This is a genomic window from Cryobacterium sp. TMT3-29-2, from assembly GCF_004564305.1.
Lineage (GTDB): Bacteria > Actinomycetota > Actinomycetes > Actinomycetales > Microbacteriaceae > Cryobacterium > Cryobacterium sinapicolor.
Map to the genome: position 1 here is coordinate 22651 of NZ_SOGK01000025.1, position 17054 is coordinate 39704.

Here is a 17054-nt window from a genome sequence, read left to right on the forward strand (position 1 = left end):
CGTTACCTTCACTAGTCTTGGAGAACCTAACCGTCAGCTGCGCGCGGCGTCACGCTTGAAAGGTCTGCATGTTCAGGAAAATTCTTGTTGCCAACCGCGGGGAAATCGCGATTCGGGCTTTTCGGGCGGCCTATGAGCTGGGTGCCAAAACCGTGGCCGTGTTCCCCTTTGAGGACCGCAACTCCCTGCACCGCCTGAAGGCCGACGAGGCGTACCAGATCGGCGAGCCGGGACATCCGGTGCGTGCCTATCTCACCGTGAGCGAGATCATCCGGGTCGCCAAGGAGAGCGGGGCCGACGCCATCTACCCCGGTTACGGCTTCCTGTCGGAGAACCCTGAGCTGGCCCTGGCGGCCCGCCAGGCCGGCATCACCTTCATCGGCCCGGGCGAGCACGTGCTCGAAATGGCCGGCAACAAGGTCACCGCCAAGGAGCACGCCATCGCGGCGGGCGTTCCGGTGCTGGGGTCCAGCGCTCCGTCGCGCGACGTCGAGGAGCTGATCGCCGCGGCCGAAGGCATCGGGTTCCCGATCTTCGCCAAGGCCGTCGCCGGCGGCGGCGGACGCGGCATGCGCCGCGTGGCGCAGATGAGCGAATTGCGCGGCTCCCTCGAGGAAGCCATGCGCGAGGCAGACAGCGCCTTCGGCGACTCGACCATGTTCCTCGAGCAGGCCGTGCTGCGGCCCCGCCACATCGAGGTGCAGATCCTGGCCGACGCGTCCGGCGAGACCGTGCACCTGTTCGAGCGCGACTGCTCCGTGCAGCGCCGCCACCAGAAGGTGATCGAGATCGCCCCGGCGCCGAATCTCTCCGACGAGATCCGTCAGCGCCTCTACGCCGACGCCGTCGCGTTCGCGCGCTCGATTGGCTACGTCAACGCGGGCACGGTCGAGTTCCTACTCGACACGGTCGGCGAACGCGCCGGCCAGCACGTCTTCATCGAAATGAACCCGCGCATTCAGGTCGAGCACACCGTGACCGAAGAGGTGACGGATGTCGACCTCGTCCAGTCCCAGATCCGCATCGCCGCGGGCCAGACTCTCCGCGAGCTCGAACTCACGCAGGACAAGATCGTGTTGCGCGGGGCGGCCCTGCAGTGCCGGATCACCACCGAGGATCCGACCATGGGGTTCCGCCCGGACACCGGCAAGATCACCACCTACCGTTCGCCCGGCGGTGCCGGCATCCGGCTCGACGGCGGCACGATCAACCCCGGCGCCCAGATCAGCCCGCACTTCGACTCGATGCTCGCCAAGCTCACCTGCCGCGGTCGGGACTTCCCTGCCGCCGTGACCCGCTCCAAGCGCGCCCTGGCCGAGTTCCGTATTCGCGGCGTGTCCACGAACGTCTCGTTCCTGCAGGCCGTGCTGGACGACCCGGACTTCGTGTCCGGCAACCTGAGCACCTCCTTCATCGACGAGCGCCCGGAGCTGCTGCGCGGTCGGGCCTCGAAGGACCGTGGCACGAAGATCCTCAACTGGCTCGCCGATGTGACCGTCAACAAGCCCAACGGCGTGCCACTGACCCTGCTGAACCCGGCCGAGAAGCTGCCGAAGCTCGACCTGTCCGTGCCGGCCCCGGCCGGATCCCGCCAGCGGCTCCAACTGCTCGGCCCGGCCGGCTTCGCCGCCGACCTGCGCGCCCAGACCGCCCTGGCCGTGACGGACACCACTTTCCGCGACGCCCACCAGTCGCTGCTGGCGACCCGGGTGCGCACCCGCGACCTCGTCGCCGTGGCCCCATACGTGGCCCGGATGACCCCGGAGCTGCTCTCGATCGAGGCCTGGGGCGGCGCCACCTATGACGTGGCGCTGCGCTTCCTCGGCGAAGACCCGTGGGAGCGTCTGGCGTCGCTGCGGGAGGCCCTGCCGAACATCAACGTGCAGATGCTGCTCCGTGGCCGCAACACGGTCGGCTACACCCCGTACCCGACCGAGGTGACCGATGCGTTCGTGCGCGAGGCCGCCAAGACCGGCGTCGACATCTTCCGCATCTTCGACGCCCTCAACGACGTCTCGCAGATGCGACCGGCCATCGACGCCGTCCTGGCGACGGGGTCCTCCATCGCCGAGGTCGCACTCTGCTACACCGGTGACCTGCTCGATCCGGCCGAGGAGCTCTACACCCTCGACTATTACCTCCGGCTCGCCGAGCAGATCGTGGAATCCGGCGCGCACATCCTTGCGATCAAGGACATGGCCGGCCTACTGCGCCCCGCCGCGGCCGAGAAGCTCGTCACCGCCCTGCGGGAACGCTTCGACCTCCCGGTGCACGTGCACACGCACGACACCCCGGGCGGCCAGCTCGCGACGCTGCTGGCGGCCAGTCGGGCCGGTGCCGACGCGGTCGACGTGGCCAGTGCCCCGATGGCCGGCACCACCAGCCAGCCGTCAGCGTCGTCCCTCGTCGCCGCGCTCGCCCACACCGACCGCGACACGGGCATCTCCCTGCAGGCTGTCTGCGACCTCGAGCCCTACTGGGAAGACGTGCGCCGGGTCTACCACCCCTTCGAATCCGGCCTGCGCGCGCCCACCGGTCGCGTCTACAAGCACGAGATCCCCGGCGGTCAGCTGTCCAACCTGCGTACGCAGGCGGTCGCCCTCGGCCTCGCCGACGACTTCGAACTGATCGAGGACATGTACGCCGCGGCCAACGACATCCTCGGCCGGGTGCCGAAGGTGACGCCGTCCTCCAAGGTGGTCGGCGATCTCGCCCTCTACCTCGCCGCTGTGCGGGCCGACCCGGCCGACTTCGCCGAGAACCCGGGCAATTACGATGTGCCCGACTCCGTGATCGGGTTCATGGCGGGGGAGCTGGGCGACCTGCCCGGCGGCTGGCCCGAGCCCTTCCGCAGCAAGGTGCTCGCCGGGCGCACCGTGCGCGTCGGGATCACCGAGCTCACGCAAGAGGAACGCGTGGCCCTGGGCGGCGACAGCCTCACCTGCCGAATGATGCTGAACCAACTGCTCTTCCCGGCGCCCACGCGCCAGTTCGAGCAGATCCGGGAACTCTTCGGCGACCTGTCCGTGCTCGACACGGTGGACTACCTCAACGGTCTGCAGCAGGGCATCGAGCACGCCGTCGAGATCGACAAGGGCGTGCGCCTGTACGTCGGGCTCGAGGCCATCGGCGAGGCCGACGAGAAGGGCATGCGCACCGTCATGACGACGTTGAACGGCCAGCTCCGGCCCGTTTTCGTGCGCGACCGCAGCATCACGGTCAGCACCAAGGTCGCCGAGAAAGCGGATGCGAACCTGCCGGGCCAGATCGCCGCGCCGTTCTCCGGGGTGGTCACCCTCAAGGTCGAGGAGGGTGACGCGGTCGAGGCCGGGCAGGCCGTCGCCTCGATCGAGGCCATGAAGATGGAGGCCGCGATCACCTCGCCCATCACAGGACACGTCGAACGGGTGGCGGTGCCGCGGACCCAGCAGGTCGACGCCGGCGATCTGCTCGTGGTGGTGCGCCCACGCTAGGCTTGGTGCGATCTATCGACGAAGGGATTGATCTTTTTGTCAGATGAGCGCACAGGCACCGATGCGACCGATCCGGACGCCTCCTCGGAGCCCCGCACCCAGCCGGGGGACGAGTACCACAGCGAACTGCCGCCGCACACGATTGTGAACCTGGCGGCGGCCCTGCCGGAGAACCTGAACCGCCCCGCCACGCACACGATCGAGATCAGCACCCCGGCCGTCTCCCGTCCCGATCGGTCGTTCACAAGCGGAACGGGGGCGGTCCGGGCTCCGACCGGTCCGGCCGCGAGCGAGGCCTCCCTGCAGTCCCGCCGGGAGAGGCTGCGCCCGGCTGGCGGTTCGGCGCCGGAGTCTGCCGCGATGCTCACCCCCGACCGTCTACTGGCCGTGAACCGCCGCACCAAGCCCCCGCCCCGCGGAGCCTGGAACAGTTTTGTCTTCGCGGCGACCCTGCACCTGGTCAACCTCGGCGACTCGGCCCAGGTTCGCGCCCACAAACACCTCGACGAGCGCATCCGTCAAGAGTTCGAGGGTGGGACCCGCTTCGTGCCGATCCTCACCCGCAAGGGCGGGGTCGGCAAGACCACGGTCACCGCGCTGCTCGGAATGGCACTGGCCGACGCCCGCGACGACCGCATCATCGCCGTCGACGCGAACCCCGACCGTGGCACCCTCTCCGAGCGGGTCACGAAGCAGACCCGGTCCACCGTGCGCGACGTCGTCACGAAAGCCGCCTCGATCGGCGGCTACACCGATTTCTCCACGCTGGTCTCCCGCGACGCCACCCGGCTCGACATCCTCGCCTCCGACACCGACCCGCTCCTGTCCGAGGCGTTCGACGAGGACGACTACAACGTCGTCGCCGACCTGGCCGCACGGTACTACTCGATCATGCTCACGGACTGCGGCACCGGAATCGTGCACTCAGTCATGCGCGCCACCCTGCAGCGTGCCGATTCGATCGTCATCGTCTCCGGGGGCAGCATCGACGAGGCCCGGTTGGCATCCGAGACGCTGACCTGGCTCGAAGCCAACGGCTACGGTGACCTGGTCCGCAACGCGGTCGTCGCGCTCAACACCGCAACGCAGGGCACGAACCTGGTGAAGCTGGAGGAGATCGAATCGCACTTCCGCTCGCGGGTGCGTGAGATCGTGCGCATTCCCTGGGACCCGCAGCTCGCCGCGGGCAGCGTCATCTCCTTCGACGATCTGAAGCCCATCACCCGGCTGGCGGCACGCACCCTTGCGGCCGTCGTCGTCGAGGGTCTGCCGGCCGACCGCGGCATCTGACCCGATCAGACACCTCACACCACCGCATCCATGACTTGGAGTCACCCTTGCCCGAGCGCCAGATCCGTCTCTTCGGAGATCCCGTCCTCAAAACCGTCTCCGACCCGATCGGCACCATCGACGCCCGGGTGAGGGGCCTGGTCGATGACCTGGTCGACAGCGTGCGCCTACCCGGCCGGGCCGGCGTCGCGGCCTCCCAGATCGGCGTGAACCTGCGGGCCTTCAGCTACAACGTCGATGGTGAGATCGGGTACATCCTCAACCCGGTGCTCGTGGAGGTATCGGGGGAGCCCGAGCTTGTCGACGAGGGCTGCCTGTCGGTGCCGGGACTCTGGTATCCCACCAAGCGGTATCCGTTCGCCCGGGTGACCGGGGTCGACCTCGACGGTGCGGCGGTCGAACTATCCGGCACCGGGATCATGGCCCAGGCCCTACAGCACGAGACCGACCACCTGGACGGCCTGCTCTACCTGGACCGCCTCGACAAGGAGAACCGGCGGGCGGCCATGAAAGAGGTTCGCGAGTCGACCTGGTTCTGACCAGATCGACCTGTTTCCGACCAAGGGAAGTCCTGACGGCAGCGGGCGGTGAGTCCCGGGCGAATTCGACGGAGATTGTGTCCAAAACGGGGCCAAACCGGCCGAAAACCGGCTTTGAGGCCACAATCTCCGTCGAATTGGTTGGACGCCGTCCCGGAACACCACCGCGGAACGGCGCGCATGAGCCCCCGGCGTCGCGTGGAGGCCGGGGGCAGGGCTGGTTTTCGCCGCGCTCTAGCTGGTGACCGGGTTCGTCCCCGTCACCGGGGCGCCCGCGTACATCGCCTCGATCTGATCGGCGAAGTCCTGCAGGATGACATCCCGCTTGATGCTCAGCTTCGGGGTCAGGTACCCGGCAGCCTCGGTCAGCTCGGTTGTCAGCACCGTGAACTTGCGGATCGACTCCGCCCGGGACACATGGTCGTTGGCGTGGTCGATGGCACGCTGCACCTCGGCGAGCACCTTGGGGTTGACGGATGCCTCGGCCAGCGTCATGCCCGCATCCTCACCGTTGTTGTTCAACCAGACCGCGAGCATGTCGGGGTCGAGCGTGACCAGCGCGGCGATGAACGGCTTGCGATCGCCGACGACGACCACCTGGCCGATCAGCGGGTTGGATCGGATCGGGTCTTCCAGCGCGGCTGGGGCGACGTTCTTGCCGCCGGCGGTGACGATGATCTCCTTCTTGCGCCCGGTGATGGTGAGGAAGCCATCGCCGTCCATGGCGCCGATGTCACCGGTGCGGAGCCAGCCGTCGTGGAAGGTGGCCGCGGTGGCCTCGGGATTCTTCCAATACTCCTTGAAGACGTTGACGCCCTTGACCTCGATCTCGCCGTCGTCGAGGACGCGCACCGAGACGCCGGGAAGAGGCGGACCCACGGTGCCGATCTTGAACTTGGTGGCCAGGCCGACGGTCGTCGGCGCGGTGGTCTCGGTGAGGCCGTAGCCTTCCAGGATCTTGATTCCCAGGCTGTGGTAGAAGTGGCCCAGGTGCATGCCGAGGGGAGCGGAACCGGAGACGGCGTACTTCACGTTTCCGCCCATTGCGGCCCGCAACTTGCTGTAGACCAGACGGTCGAAGAGTGTGAACTTGAGCTTGAGCATCAGCGGGACACTCTTGCCCTGATCGATCAGCATCGAGTGGTCGACGGCAACCTGGGCGGCCGTTTCGAAGATCTTGCCTCGACCGGCGGTCAGCGCCTTCTGCTCGGCGGAGTTGTAGACCTTCTCGAACACCCGCGGCACCGCGAGCAGGAAGGTGGGCTTGAAGGTGCCGAGCGATTCCAGCAGTTTGCGGGTGTCGGGCTGGTGTCCGACGCGCACTCCGGCGTGCACGCAGAGCACCGAGATGAACCGGGCGAAGACGTGCGCGGTGGTGATGAACAGCAGCGTGGACGCGCCGTTCGCATCGGTGAGGACCTCTGTCAAGGCCACTGCCGAGTTACGGGATGTCTCGACGAAGTTGGAGTGGGTGAGCACACAGCCCTTGGGTCGGCCGGTGGAACCCGAGGTGTAGATCAGGGTGGCGATGTCCGAACCCACGGCGAGGGAGCGGCGGCGCTCGATTTCGGCATCCGTCACGTCGGTGCCGGCGGCCGCGAGCTTGTCGAGGTCACCCAGATCGATCTGCCAGACCTTCTGCACGGTGCCGAGCTCGGGGTGCACCTCGTCGAAGCGTGAGAAATGCTCGGCGGTTTCGACGATGACCGCCGCTGCGTCGGAATCACCCAGGATCCACTGGATCTGGGTGGGCGAGCTGGTCTCGTAGACGGGGACGAGTACGCCACCGGCGAACCAGGTGGCGAAGTCGATCAGCGTCCACTCGTACCGGGTCTTGCACATCAGGCCGATCTTGTCGCCGGGCTGGATTCCAGCTGCGACGAGTCCCTTGGCCAGGGCGATGACCTGGGCGTGGAACTCCGTCGTGGTGACGGGGGACCAGACTCCGTTTCTCGGCAGTGAGAACAGCACGGAGTCGGGCGTCGCCGTCAGGCGTCCGACCAGGAGATCGGTGACATTGGCTTGCGGGTCTGCGGGAACGATTGCGGGCAGATCGTACTGTTTCACGGTAACTCCTCTGGTACCGGGCGGGCGATTTGCCCCACTCTATCCACGTCGGTTCGTGGAAGCAGCCGTTTCGCCTGGCCGTGTCTTGATTCACTACACTCTAGGGGGACGCACGGGCTTCGTTGTTTCGCCTCGCAGAGCGCTCCGCTTCATCCATCGACGAAAGAAGTCCGCTGTGCACGCCATTGGTATCGACATCGGCGGCACAAAAATCGCCGCGGCCCTGGTCGACGAGTCTGGAACGATCATCCGCTCGGATCGACGCCCGACCACCGCGAGCGATCCGCGCGGGATCGAAGACGCCGTGGTCGACATGATCACGGAACTCTCCGAGGGTGAGGATGTCGTGGCGGCCGGGATCGCCGCCGCCGGCTTCATCGACGCCGCGCAGTCCACCGTGTACTACGGGCCCAACGTCAACTGGCGTCACGAACCGCTTCGGGCCACCCTCGAGGCCCGCCTCGACCTTCCGATCCTGATCGAGAACGACGCGAACGCCGCCGGCTGGGCGGAGTTCACCTTCGGTGCCGGCCGCGGCTACACCGACATGGTCACCCTCACCATCGGCACCGGCGTGGGCGGGGCGATCGTCGCCGACAACCACCTCTTCCGCGGCGGCTTCGGCTGCGCCGCCGAGCTCGGGCACCTGCGCGTGGTGCCGGGCGGTCGGCTCTGCGGCTGCGGTGCGCACGGCTGCATCGAGCAGTACGGCTCGGGCCGCGCACTCCTCCGGATTGCCACCGAGCTGGCGGATGCCGGCGGAATCGGCCTCGGCCTCGCCGCCGCCCGTGATCGCAAGGGCAAGCTGACCGGTAAGGATGTCGGTCGACTGATCCAGGAGGGCGACAACGGCGCCCTGGCCGCCCTGAGGCAGCTGGGCGGCTCGCTCGGTCAGGCCTGCTCGAGTCTCGCGGCCGTGCTCGACCCGCAAATCTTCGTTTTCGGCGGGGGAGTCGCCGCCGCCGGCGAGCTGCTGCTCGAACCGATCCGCGCCGCCTACCTCGAAAACCTGCCCGCCAGGGGCTTTCACCCCGAGGCCGAATTCGCGATCGCGCAGCTCGTCAACGACGCCGGTGTGGTCGGCGCGGCCGACCTGGCGCGGAAACACGTTTTCGCACAGTAGGCTTTTCGGGTTACCGAGGGAGCAACGATGTTCTACTGGCTCATGAAAAACATTGTCATCGGCCCTCTGCTGCTGGCTGTCTTCCGGCCCTGGGTGGTCGGGCTCGAGAACATCCCCAAAGAGGGTGGTGTGATCCTTGCGAGCAACCACTTGTCGTTCATCGATTCGGTGTTCCTGCCGTTGGTCGTGTCGCGGCGGGTCGTCTTCCTCGCCAAGAGCGAGTACTTCACGGGCAAGGGCCTCAAGGGGTGGGCGACACGCCAGTTCTTCAAGGCCACCGGGCAACTGCCGATCGACCGGTCGGGTGGTAAGGCGTCCGAGGATTCCCTCAACACCGGCCTGCGGGTGCTGGGTTCCGGCGGCGTGCTCGGCATCTACCCTGAGGGCACCCGCAGCCCCGACGCGAAGATGTACCGGGGCCGCACGGGTGTGGCGCGCATGCTGCTCGAGGCGGAGGTCCCGGTCATCCCCGTGGCCATGATCGACACGGAGAAGGCCATGCCGACGGGTACCCGCATCCCGAAGGTGCGCCGGATCGGCATCGTGATTGGCAAACCCCTCGACTTCAGCCGGTTCGATGGCATGGAGGGCGACCGGTTCGTGCTTCGATCGGTGACCGACGAGCTGATGTACGAGCTGCAGGCGCTGAGCCGGCAGGAGTACGTGGACGTGTACGCGACCAGTGTGAAAGAAAAGCGGGCCAGCCTGATCCGATAGAATCAGACGGTTGCCCAGGAGCCGTCAGGTTCCCACAGAAACAGCCCGGCTTGCGGTGTATTCCGCGCCGGACCAGAGAAAAAAGGAATAGTCCCGTGGTAGACCCCACCGAACCCGTCGTCCTCGCAGATCGATCTGTGGTTGCCGGTCTGGACTATTGGCGCACCCTCCCGATCAAGCAGCAGCCGACCTGGCCCGACGCGGATGCGGTGGCCGCCGCATCCGCCGAATTGTCGACGCAGCCTCCGCTCGTCTTCGCCGGTGAGGTCGATATTCTGCGGAACCGGCTCGCCGAGGCTGCCGGCGGCCACGCCTTCCTACTGCAGGGCGGCGACTGCGCCGAAACCTTCAGCGGTGCCACCGCGGAGCAAATCCGGAACCGGGTCAAGACCGTGCTGCAGATGGCCGTCGTGCTGACCTACGGCGCGTCGATGCCCGTGATCAAGATGGGCCGGATGGCCGGCCAGTTCGCCAAGCCGCGCTCCAGCGACTTCGAGACCCGGGGCGGCGTCACCCTGCCGGCCTACCGCGGCGACATCGTCAACGGGTACGACTTCACCCCCGAATCGCGGGAGGCCGACCCGGCCCGCCTGGTCAAGGGATACCACACGGCAGCCTCCACCCTCAATCTCATCCGCGCCTTCACGCAGGGCGGCTTCGCCGACCTGCGTCAGGTGCACAGCTGGAACCAGGGCTTCGCGGCGAACCCGGCCAACCAGCGGTACGAGAAGGTGGCCAAGGAGATCGACCGCGCGATCAAGTTCATGATCGCCTGCGGGGCCGACTTCGAGGCCATGCGCCGCACGGAGTTCTACACCAGCCACGAGGGTCTGCTGATGGACTACGAGCGACCGATGACCCGGATCGACTCCCGCACGGGCACGCCGTACAACACGTCCGCGCACTTCATCTGGATCGGGGAGCGCACTCGCGACCTCGACGGCGCCCACGTCGACTTCCTCTCCCGGGTGCGCAACCCGATCGGGGTCAAGCTGGGCCCGACCACGTCCACCGATGACATGTTGCGCCTGGTCGACAAGCTCGACCCGAACCGCGAGCCGGGTCGGCTCACCTTCATCACCCGGATGGGTGCCGGCAAGGTGCGCGACGCCCTGCCCCCGCTGCTCGAGGTCATCAAGGCCAGCGAGGCCAAGCCGCTGTGGGTCACCGACCCGATGCACGGCAACGGCGTGACCACCCCCACCGGCTACAAGACTCGTCGTTTCGACGACGTCGTCGACGAGGTGCGGGGTTTCTTCGAGGCGCACCGCAGCGTCGGCACGCACCCGGGCGGCGTCCACGTCGAACTCACCGGTGACGACGTCACCGAGTGCCTGGGTGGATCGGAGCACATCGACGAGGCCGCACTGGCGACCCGGTACGAGTCGCTCTGTGACCCGCGCCTCAACCACATGCAGTCGCTCGAGCTGGCATTCCTGGTCGCCGAAGAACTCGCCGCCCGCTAGCCCGATCCGCAACACTGGCCGAACCCCAGACCCCGAACGCCGAACGCCTGACGTCTGACGCCTGAACCAAGACTCAGGTGCCCGTTGCGGTCGAGAGTGCCCGCTAAACCGGTCACTCTCGACCGGAACGGGCACTTTCGTGTGCCCGCACGCGGTTCGGCGCGGGGCCGCGGTGTTCCGGGCCCCTCCCGGTGGCGACCGACTAGCCGAACGGGTTGGTCGGCTTGAGGGTGACGGTGCTGTTCTTGGGCGCGTCGGTGCCGGCCGCGGGGGCCGTCGACGCGACGCTCAGGAGCGGCGCGATGGCATCCGCGCCGAGATTGTAGCTCAGCTTGAAGCCCAGGTCGGTGAGCACCTGCTTACCCTCGTTCCAGGGCAGGCCGACGATGTTCGGAACCGTGACCGGCTTCGGGCCGAGGGAGGTCGTGAGGGCATAGGTGTCGCCGGCCCGCACGGGCCCCTCGTTCACCGCCGCCGCGCTCACGACGTCTCCCTCCGCGATCGAGTCGCTGAAGACCTCGTCGCCGGTCGTGACGAGCAGCCCCCGGTCGCCCAGGATCGCCGTTGCGTCGTCGACGGATTCGCCGGACACGTCCGGCACGGAGCCGAGGGAGAGCACCAGGTTGACGTTCATGCCCTCGAAGTAGTCCCCGCCCTGGGAGACGTCTGCGCCGTCGAGTTCACGGGTGGCCGAGATGACCAGGCCGGATTCCACGGTGTCGTCGAAGATGGAATCGGTCGCGCCGATGCCGGCCTTCAGCTCGGTCACGGTGGCAGTCGCCGCGTCGGCCGTCAGCCCGGCCAGCGCGGGCAGGACGATGGGCTGCGGACCCTGGGAAACCCGGAGCGTGACCGTGCTGCCCTTCGCAACTCGGATGCCCGGATCCGGGTTGGTGCTGGACACGAGCCCGGCCGGTATGGTGCCGCTGAACTCGGTGCTGAGCGCCGCCTCCAAGCCGAGCTCGGTGAGCTGGGCGGTGGCGTCTTCGGGTGAGGCCGAGATGAGGGTGGGGATCGGGACGTCGGATCCGGGGCCGGTGCCGAAGAACCATCCGGTTCCGCCGGCGAGGGCCGCGAGCAGGAGCACCAACGCGAACAGGAAGTATCCGCGGTTCTTGCGCTTGCGGGACTTGTCGGTCAGGAGCGCGGCGGGGGTCGCGACCGCGGTTCCCACACCGGCAACTGCCGGGACGAGTGGGGCTCCGCCGAGGATCTGGGTGTCGGCGTCGGCGACCGCTGCGGCCACGCCGCCGGGCATCACCATGGTGGCGGATTGCCCGGTCGCCGGGGGAGCCGGGCGCACGAGCCTGTCGAGGTCGAGCAGTTGGTCGAGCATGACCCGGGCGTCCCGGGGGCGCTGCTCCGGATCGCGGGCGGTGGCCCAGAGCACCAGTTCGTCGAGCTCGTGCGGAATCGTGGGTATCCGCACGCTCGGCATGGGCACGGTGTCGTTCGCGTGCTGGTAGGCGATCTGCATGGGTGCCTCGCCCACATAGGGCTGTTCGCCGGTGAGCATCTCGTAGGTCATGATTCCGAGTGCATAGATGTCGCTGCGGGCATCCGCGATGCCCCGCGTGACGAGTTCGGGGGAGAGGTAGGCGATCGTGCCGAGCAAAGCCTGACCGGTGGCCGTGTTGTTGTTCACGGCGCGGGCCAGACCGAAGTCGCCGATCTTGATGCGCCCGTCGTCGGCCAGCAAAACGTTCTCCGGCTTGAGGTCCCGGTGCACGATTCCCGCCTTGTGCGCGGCGGCGAGACCGGCGAGCACCGCCTCAAGGATGTCCATCGTCTGCTCGCTGGTGAGACGGCCGTAGTCCTTGAGCAGATCGCGCAGGGTGATGCCGGGCAGGTACTCCATGACCAGGTAGGCCATGTCGGCGTCCTGGCCCTGGTCATAGACGTTCACGACGTTGGGGTGCGCGAGGCGGGCGGCCGAGCGGGCCTCCTGCACGAAGCGGGCCTTGAACGTGTTGTCGTCGGCGAGGTGCCCGTGCATGATTTTGATCGCGACCCGGCGCTCGAGTCGCAGGTCGGTCGCCAGATACACGGTGGCCATGCCACCGCGGGCGATCCGGGAGCGCACCTGATAGCGGCCGTCTATCAAACGGCCGACCATGGGATCGCTAGGGGTATCGCTCACTAGTCGAGTCTAGGGATTGTCACGCCGTTCCTCGCGCTGGAACACTCGCAAGTCAGAGTTTTCAGGGCTGACCGGATGCGAGCGGCAGGTCAGCCGAGTTCGGCCAACCACGCCCGGGCCGATGTCTCCCACTTGGCGTAGTGGTTCGGGTGGGCCGAGATCTGCACGGTCTGCGCGGCCTCGGTCACGGTCATCGCCTCCCACCCAGGGACGTCGAGCAGCCCGCGCGTGATGCCGGGGTTGGGGTTCACGGGGCCGCCGAAGAAGGCGAGGCTGGCTCGCACCGGGTCGAGGACCTGCTCGGGGGTTCCCCAGCCGGAGCTGGGCCGCTGCTGGAAGAGGCCGAGGGAATCGCGGTCGCCGTGTGTCACATTGCGCAGGCCGGATTCCTGGGCGGCGGCGGCCAACGCGATCACGATGCCGGCGTCGCCGGCGCCTGCCAGACGCCCGCTCTCGATGATGGTGGCCGCGTGCCGGCGCATGTCCTCGCTGAGGGGCGTAACCACATCGTGCGCCGCTGACGGCGCGGGGACGGCGGCCTCGATCAGGATCGCGGGTTCCATCGAAGGCACGGCGGGGGCCGACTCGGACGGGATGGCCAGGACCTGCCCGGGGTAGATGATGCTGGACCAGCCGAGGCCGTTGGCTTCGAGCACGGACTGCACCGAGACGCCCGCCGCGGACGCCACAGCGCCGATGGTCTCACCGGTGACGATCGTGTGCGTGCCAGGAGTGTTCTGGGGAGCGGAGGCCGTGTCGGTGGCCGCGGTCGGTTCGCTCGGGAGAGGGGACGCGCCGCCCCCCGGCGGCAGGACGACGGCCTGCCCGGGGAAGATGATGCTGCTCGCGTCGAGTCCGTTCGCACGGAGCAAGGCGTCGAGGGCGAGCCCGTGCGCCGCGGCGATGCCGGACAGGGTGTCCCCGCTCTGGATCAGGTAGCGCGTGATCTCCGCGGCGACGGGCGCGGGCGCCGGCGCAGACGGTTGCGCCTGGCCGGCCAGGGTCAGCATCTGGCCCGGGAAGATTATCGCGGACCAGCCGAGCCCATTGAGGGCGAGCACGGATGCGGTGGAGAGGCCGAAACGTCCGGCCACGCTGCTGACGGTGTCGCCTTCGACGACCTGGTACTGGGTCGGCGCCGTGGCGGTGGCGGCGCTCTGCCGGCCCAGATCCGAGGGCACGGCGGACGGCAGAATGCTCTTGCTCTTGAGCGGCTTCTTCGCGATGGCGGCGGCGTCCGCGGGCGACGCCAGGTTCAGGCTGATCGCGATCGTGCTGATCAGCACGAGCGGTACGGTGATCAAGATACCCAGACCCCGGCGCTCGGTTGACTGCCGGTGGCGGCCCTCACCCTGCGACGATGCGTTCCCGTTGGTGCTGTTGCTGGCTGGACTGTTCCTGCTGGCTGGTGCCGACATTCCGCTCCCGTCGATTGCGTGCGGCAGCGGTGCTGACACAGTTTCTCGACCAGTCAATCAGGCTGGCCCCCGTTCTGGGCGTCAACACGCGCTATCGCGTCAGGAGAGTTTGTCCACCTTGGCGAATCATGGGAGGCTGGATCCGTGACCGAAACGTTCTCAGATCAAGAGTGGCTGTCCATCCCCGACCTCGTCCGGGTGCTCGGCGTCAGCCAGAGCCGCGTGCGTCAGTTGGTCGACGACAAGCAGCTCCTCGCTGTTCGCCGTGACAACGGCCCCCTGCAAGTTCCCGCAGCGTTCATCAAGGACGGCGCCCCGCTCCCGGAGCTGCGCGGCACGTTGATCGTGCTCTCCGACGACGGCTTCACCGACGAGCAGGCGATGCGCTGGCTGCTCGAGGTCGACGACAGTCTCGGCGTTCCCCCCGTGCAGGCGCTGCTCGCCGGCCGTAAGGCCGAAGTGCGCCGCGTCGCCCAGGCGCTCGCCTGACCCTAGAACACGCGGCGGGTCACCGTCTCGGCCAGCTCCGTCAACCGCGTCGTGACGGCGCCGCTGATCGGCGATCCCTCGAGTGCGGCCAGGGCCTCGGCGACGTTCGAGGCGATCAGGGCCTCGATCCGCTCGACGGCGCCGCTATCGACGATGGTGCGTTGCAATACCCCGATCTGGTCTTCCGTCAGCAGCGGGTCGCCGAGACGGGCGTCCAGCTCCGATCGGGCCGGCTCCGACAGGCTCTCGCGCGCCAGGGCGATCAGAACGGTGCGCTTGCCCTCGCGCAGGTCGTCGCCGCTGGGCTTGCCGGTGACGGCGGTGTCGCCGAACACTCCGAGCAGGTCGTCCCGGAGCTGGAAGGCTATGCCGAGTGGCAGCCCGAAAGCACGCAGGGCGTGGAGGTGGTCCGGATCGGCGCCGGCCAGAGCCGCGCCGATCACGAGCGGCGCCTGGACGCTGTACTTGGCCGACTTGAAGACGATGACCCGCAGGGCCCGACCGAAGAGTTCCGATTCGGGTTGGATGAGCCAGGCACGTTCCTCGAGGATGTCGAGGTATTGGCCCACCGTGACCTCGGTGCGCATCCGGTTGAATTCGCTCCGCGCCCTGTCGGCAGCCGATGCGTCGGGGGCCGCGGCGAGACCCTCGTCGAGTAACTCGTCACTCCAGCCCAGGAGGAGGTCGCCGAGGAGAATTCCGGCCGCCCGGCCGAAGTCGACCTGGCTTCCCGCCCAGCCGCTCCGGCCGTGTATGCCCTCGAAGAGTTTGTGGGCGGAGGCCGCACCGCGGCGGGTGTCCGAGTTGTCGATGATGTCGTCGTGGACCAGCGCTGCCGCGTGGAAGATCTCTAGGGCCGCCGCCGCGGAGACGATCGGCGCCAGATCGGTCGGGGAGCGGTCGAAATCCCGGCCCGCACCAGCAGATTCACTTGTGGCGACGCTTTGCCAGCCCCAGTAGCAGAACAGGGCCCGGAAGCGCTTTCCACCGCTGAGAAACTGCCGTGAGAACTCCACCAGTGGCGTGAGATCGGGGCTGATGGTAGTCACAATTGGTTGACGGGTTTCGAGGAATTCGTCGATGCGAGAATGAACCAGATCGATCAGTTGATTGCTTTGCTCCACCTGCCTAGCCTAGCCATCACGGCGGGGTTAGAATCGGTGAAGCACAGCGCGATCCCAAACAGGAGGAATGAGATGCCGCTTTCGGAACAAGAGCAGCGACTCCTCGAAGAGATGGAGCGCGGCCTGTACCACAATGACGCCGACTTCGTTGCGACTGTCGGCGGCAGCAGCCTCCGACCCAACTACCGCTCGATCTCCATCGGGGTTCTGGCCGCGGTTGCCGGCATCGGTGGCCTCATTGCCGGCGTGGCGATCCAGCAGCTCTGGCTCGGTGTCCTCGGCTTCATGATCATGTTCGGCGGTGTCCTGATCGCCACCACGCCGAGCAAGTCCGCCCGACGGATGTCCGCATCCGCGCCGCGCTCGCGTCCGAACCAGCAGCAGTCCTCTTCCCAGCGCGGTTTCATGGATCGCATGAACGAACGCTGGGATCGTCGGCAGGACGGTCAGCAATAACTCTCCACCTTCCACCACCGCACCACGCAGACAGGGCCGATCATCCGATCGGCCCTTTTTTTGTGCCCGGAAACGGGACTGAACTGCCACGGTCGTGAAATTTCCCTCCACTCCGCTGTTCCCTGTAATCACGGGTCCCACTGTGGAGAAATTCACCTAAATACCCTCGTATTCCCAGTTTGGTGGATCAAAGTGGAGTAAAGTGGAGCATGATTCGGATCATGGTCGGATGAGAGGGGGATGAATGTTCTTAGGCACGTATGCCCCCAAGCTCGACGAAAAAGGACGCCTCATCCTTCCCGCGAAATTCCGGGACGAGCTGTCTCCCGGGATCGTCATGACCCGAGGCCAGGAGAACTGCCTCTACGTGTTCACCACCCGGGAGTTCGAGGCGTACTGCGCGAAGATCAACCAGGCGCCGCTCACGGCCCAGAGCGGGCGATCCTTCAGCCGCATGATGTTCTCCGGCGCGAGCGCCGAGCAGCCTGACAAACAGAACCGGGTGACCATCCCCGCCAACCTGCGCGCCTGGGCCGGGCTTGACCGGGACCTCACCGTGATCGGCGCCGGCAACCGGGTAGAGATCTGGGACACCGCCGCGTGGGACGCGTACCTCTCCGAACAGGAAGAACCATTCGCCAACATCACGGAGGAGGTGATTCCGGGACTCATCTAGCTCCTGACGCCTGACTCCCAGCCGTTCTGCCTGACACACTTCCCCGGTGCCAGAGACGAATGGATGGGGATCAGGA

Annotated in this window: 13 protein-coding genes; 9 read left to right on the top strand and 4 right to left on the bottom strand. The window is 67.4% G+C overall.

Annotated features, from left to right (window positions below):
- Positions 1–68: 68 nt before the first annotated feature.
- The 3 genes from E3O67_RS03220 to E3O67_RS03230 are packed head-to-tail and all read left to right on the top strand — an operon-like array spanning position 69 to position 5302.
- The gene (locus tag E3O67_RS03220; protein ID WP_134432343.1) at positions 69–3473 is read left to right on the top strand and encodes a pyruvate carboxylase; all 3405 of its coding nucleotides are present in this window, start codon (positions 69–71) and stop codon (positions 3471–3473) included.
- 36 nt (positions 3474–3509) lie between these two features.
- Complete coding sequence (locus tag E3O67_RS03225) at positions 3510–4763, top strand: MinD/ParA family protein (protein WP_241979352.1); 1254 nt, start codon at positions 3510–3512, stop codon at positions 4761–4763.
- Positions 4764–4810: 47 nt separating this feature from the next.
- Complete coding sequence (locus tag E3O67_RS03230; protein ID WP_134432341.1) at positions 4811–5302, top strand: peptide deformylase; 492 nt, start codon at positions 4811–4813, stop codon at positions 5300–5302.
- 234 nt (positions 5303–5536) lie between these two features.
- Here the strand turns inward: E3O67_RS03230 and E3O67_RS03235 are convergent, their stop codons facing one another.
- The gene (locus E3O67_RS03235; protein ID WP_134432339.1) at positions 5537–7369 is read right to left on the bottom strand and encodes a long-chain fatty acid--CoA ligase; all 1833 of its coding nucleotides are present in this window, start codon (positions 7367–7369) and stop codon (positions 5537–5539) included.
- Between the two features lie 175 nt (positions 7370–7544).
- Here E3O67_RS03235 and E3O67_RS03240 point away from each other — a divergent pair, with 175 nt between their 5' ends.
- From E3O67_RS03240 to E3O67_RS03250, 3 genes are all read left to right on the top strand, one after another.
- Positions 7545–8492 carry an ROK family glucokinase gene (locus tag E3O67_RS03240; protein ID WP_134432337.1) on the top strand — a complete coding sequence of 316 codons (948 nt, stop codon included), beginning with the start codon at positions 7545–7547 and terminating at the stop codon, positions 8490–8492.
- A gap of 27 nt (positions 8493–8519) precedes the next feature.
- Positions 8520–9209 (top strand): 1-acyl-sn-glycerol-3-phosphate acyltransferase, encoded by a 690-nt coding sequence (locus E3O67_RS03245; RefSeq protein ID WP_134432335.1) that lies wholly within the window; start codon positions 8520–8522, stop codon positions 9207–9209.
- A gap of 95 nt (positions 9210–9304) precedes the next feature.
- Complete coding sequence (locus tag E3O67_RS03250; protein WP_370259983.1) at positions 9305–10675, top strand: class II 3-deoxy-7-phosphoheptulonate synthase; 1371 nt, start codon at positions 9305–9307, stop codon at positions 10673–10675.
- A 202-nt stretch (positions 10676–10877) separates the two neighbouring features.
- Here the strand turns inward: E3O67_RS03250 and pknB are convergent, their stop codons facing one another.
- Positions 10878–12815, bottom strand: a complete 1938-nt coding sequence (pknB, locus tag E3O67_RS03255; protein WP_134432333.1) for a Stk1 family PASTA domain-containing Ser/Thr kinase — start codon at positions 12813–12815, stop codon at positions 10878–10880.
- Between the two features lie 89 nt (positions 12816–12904).
- Entirely contained in the window at positions 12905–14119 is a 1215-nt protein-coding gene (locus E3O67_RS03260; protein WP_241979351.1) for a LysM peptidoglycan-binding domain-containing protein, read from the bottom strand.
- 258 nt (positions 14120–14377) lie between these two features.
- Between E3O67_RS03260 and E3O67_RS03265 the strand changes: the two genes are divergently transcribed.
- The gene (locus E3O67_RS03265) at positions 14378–14722 is read left to right on the top strand and encodes an Rv2175c family DNA-binding protein (RefSeq protein ID WP_134432329.1); all 345 of its coding nucleotides are present in this window, start codon (positions 14378–14380) and stop codon (positions 14720–14722) included.
- Between the two features lie 2 nt (positions 14723–14724).
- On the opposite strand, the gene E3O67_RS03270 is transcribed toward E3O67_RS03265, so the two are convergent.
- Complete coding sequence (locus tag E3O67_RS03270) at positions 14725–15846, bottom strand: polyprenyl synthetase family protein (protein WP_134432327.1); 1122 nt, start codon at positions 15844–15846, stop codon at positions 14725–14727.
- On the opposite strand from E3O67_RS03270, the gene E3O67_RS03275 reads away from it, so the two are divergent.
- Positions 15778–16302, top strand: a complete 525-nt coding sequence (locus E3O67_RS03275; RefSeq protein WP_338145404.1) for a DUF3040 domain-containing protein — start codon at positions 15778–15780, stop codon at positions 16300–16302. The two genes, E3O67_RS03270 and E3O67_RS03275, sit on opposite strands and share 69 nt — an antisense overlap.
- A 244-nt stretch (positions 16303–16546) precedes the next feature.
- Positions 16547–16978, top strand: coding sequence for a division/cell wall cluster transcriptional repressor MraZ (gene mraZ / locus E3O67_RS03280; protein WP_134432325.1), 432 nt, complete (start codon positions 16547–16549; stop codon positions 16976–16978).
- Positions 16979–17054 lie beyond the last annotated feature (76 nt).

Bases quoted from the DNA above. Each gene is read 5' to 3' on its own strand.
- E3O67_RS03220 (WP_134432343.1), top strand. From the start codon at position 69: ATGTTCAGGAAAATTCTTGTTGCCAACCGCGGGGAAATCGCGATTCGG.
- E3O67_RS03245 (WP_134432335.1), top strand. From the start codon at position 8,520: ATGTTCTACTGGCTCATGAAAAACATTGTCATCGGCCCTCTGCTGCTG.
- mraZ (WP_134432325.1), top strand. From the start codon at position 16,547: ATGTTCTTAGGCACGTATGCCCCCAAGCTCGACGAAAAAGGACGCCTC.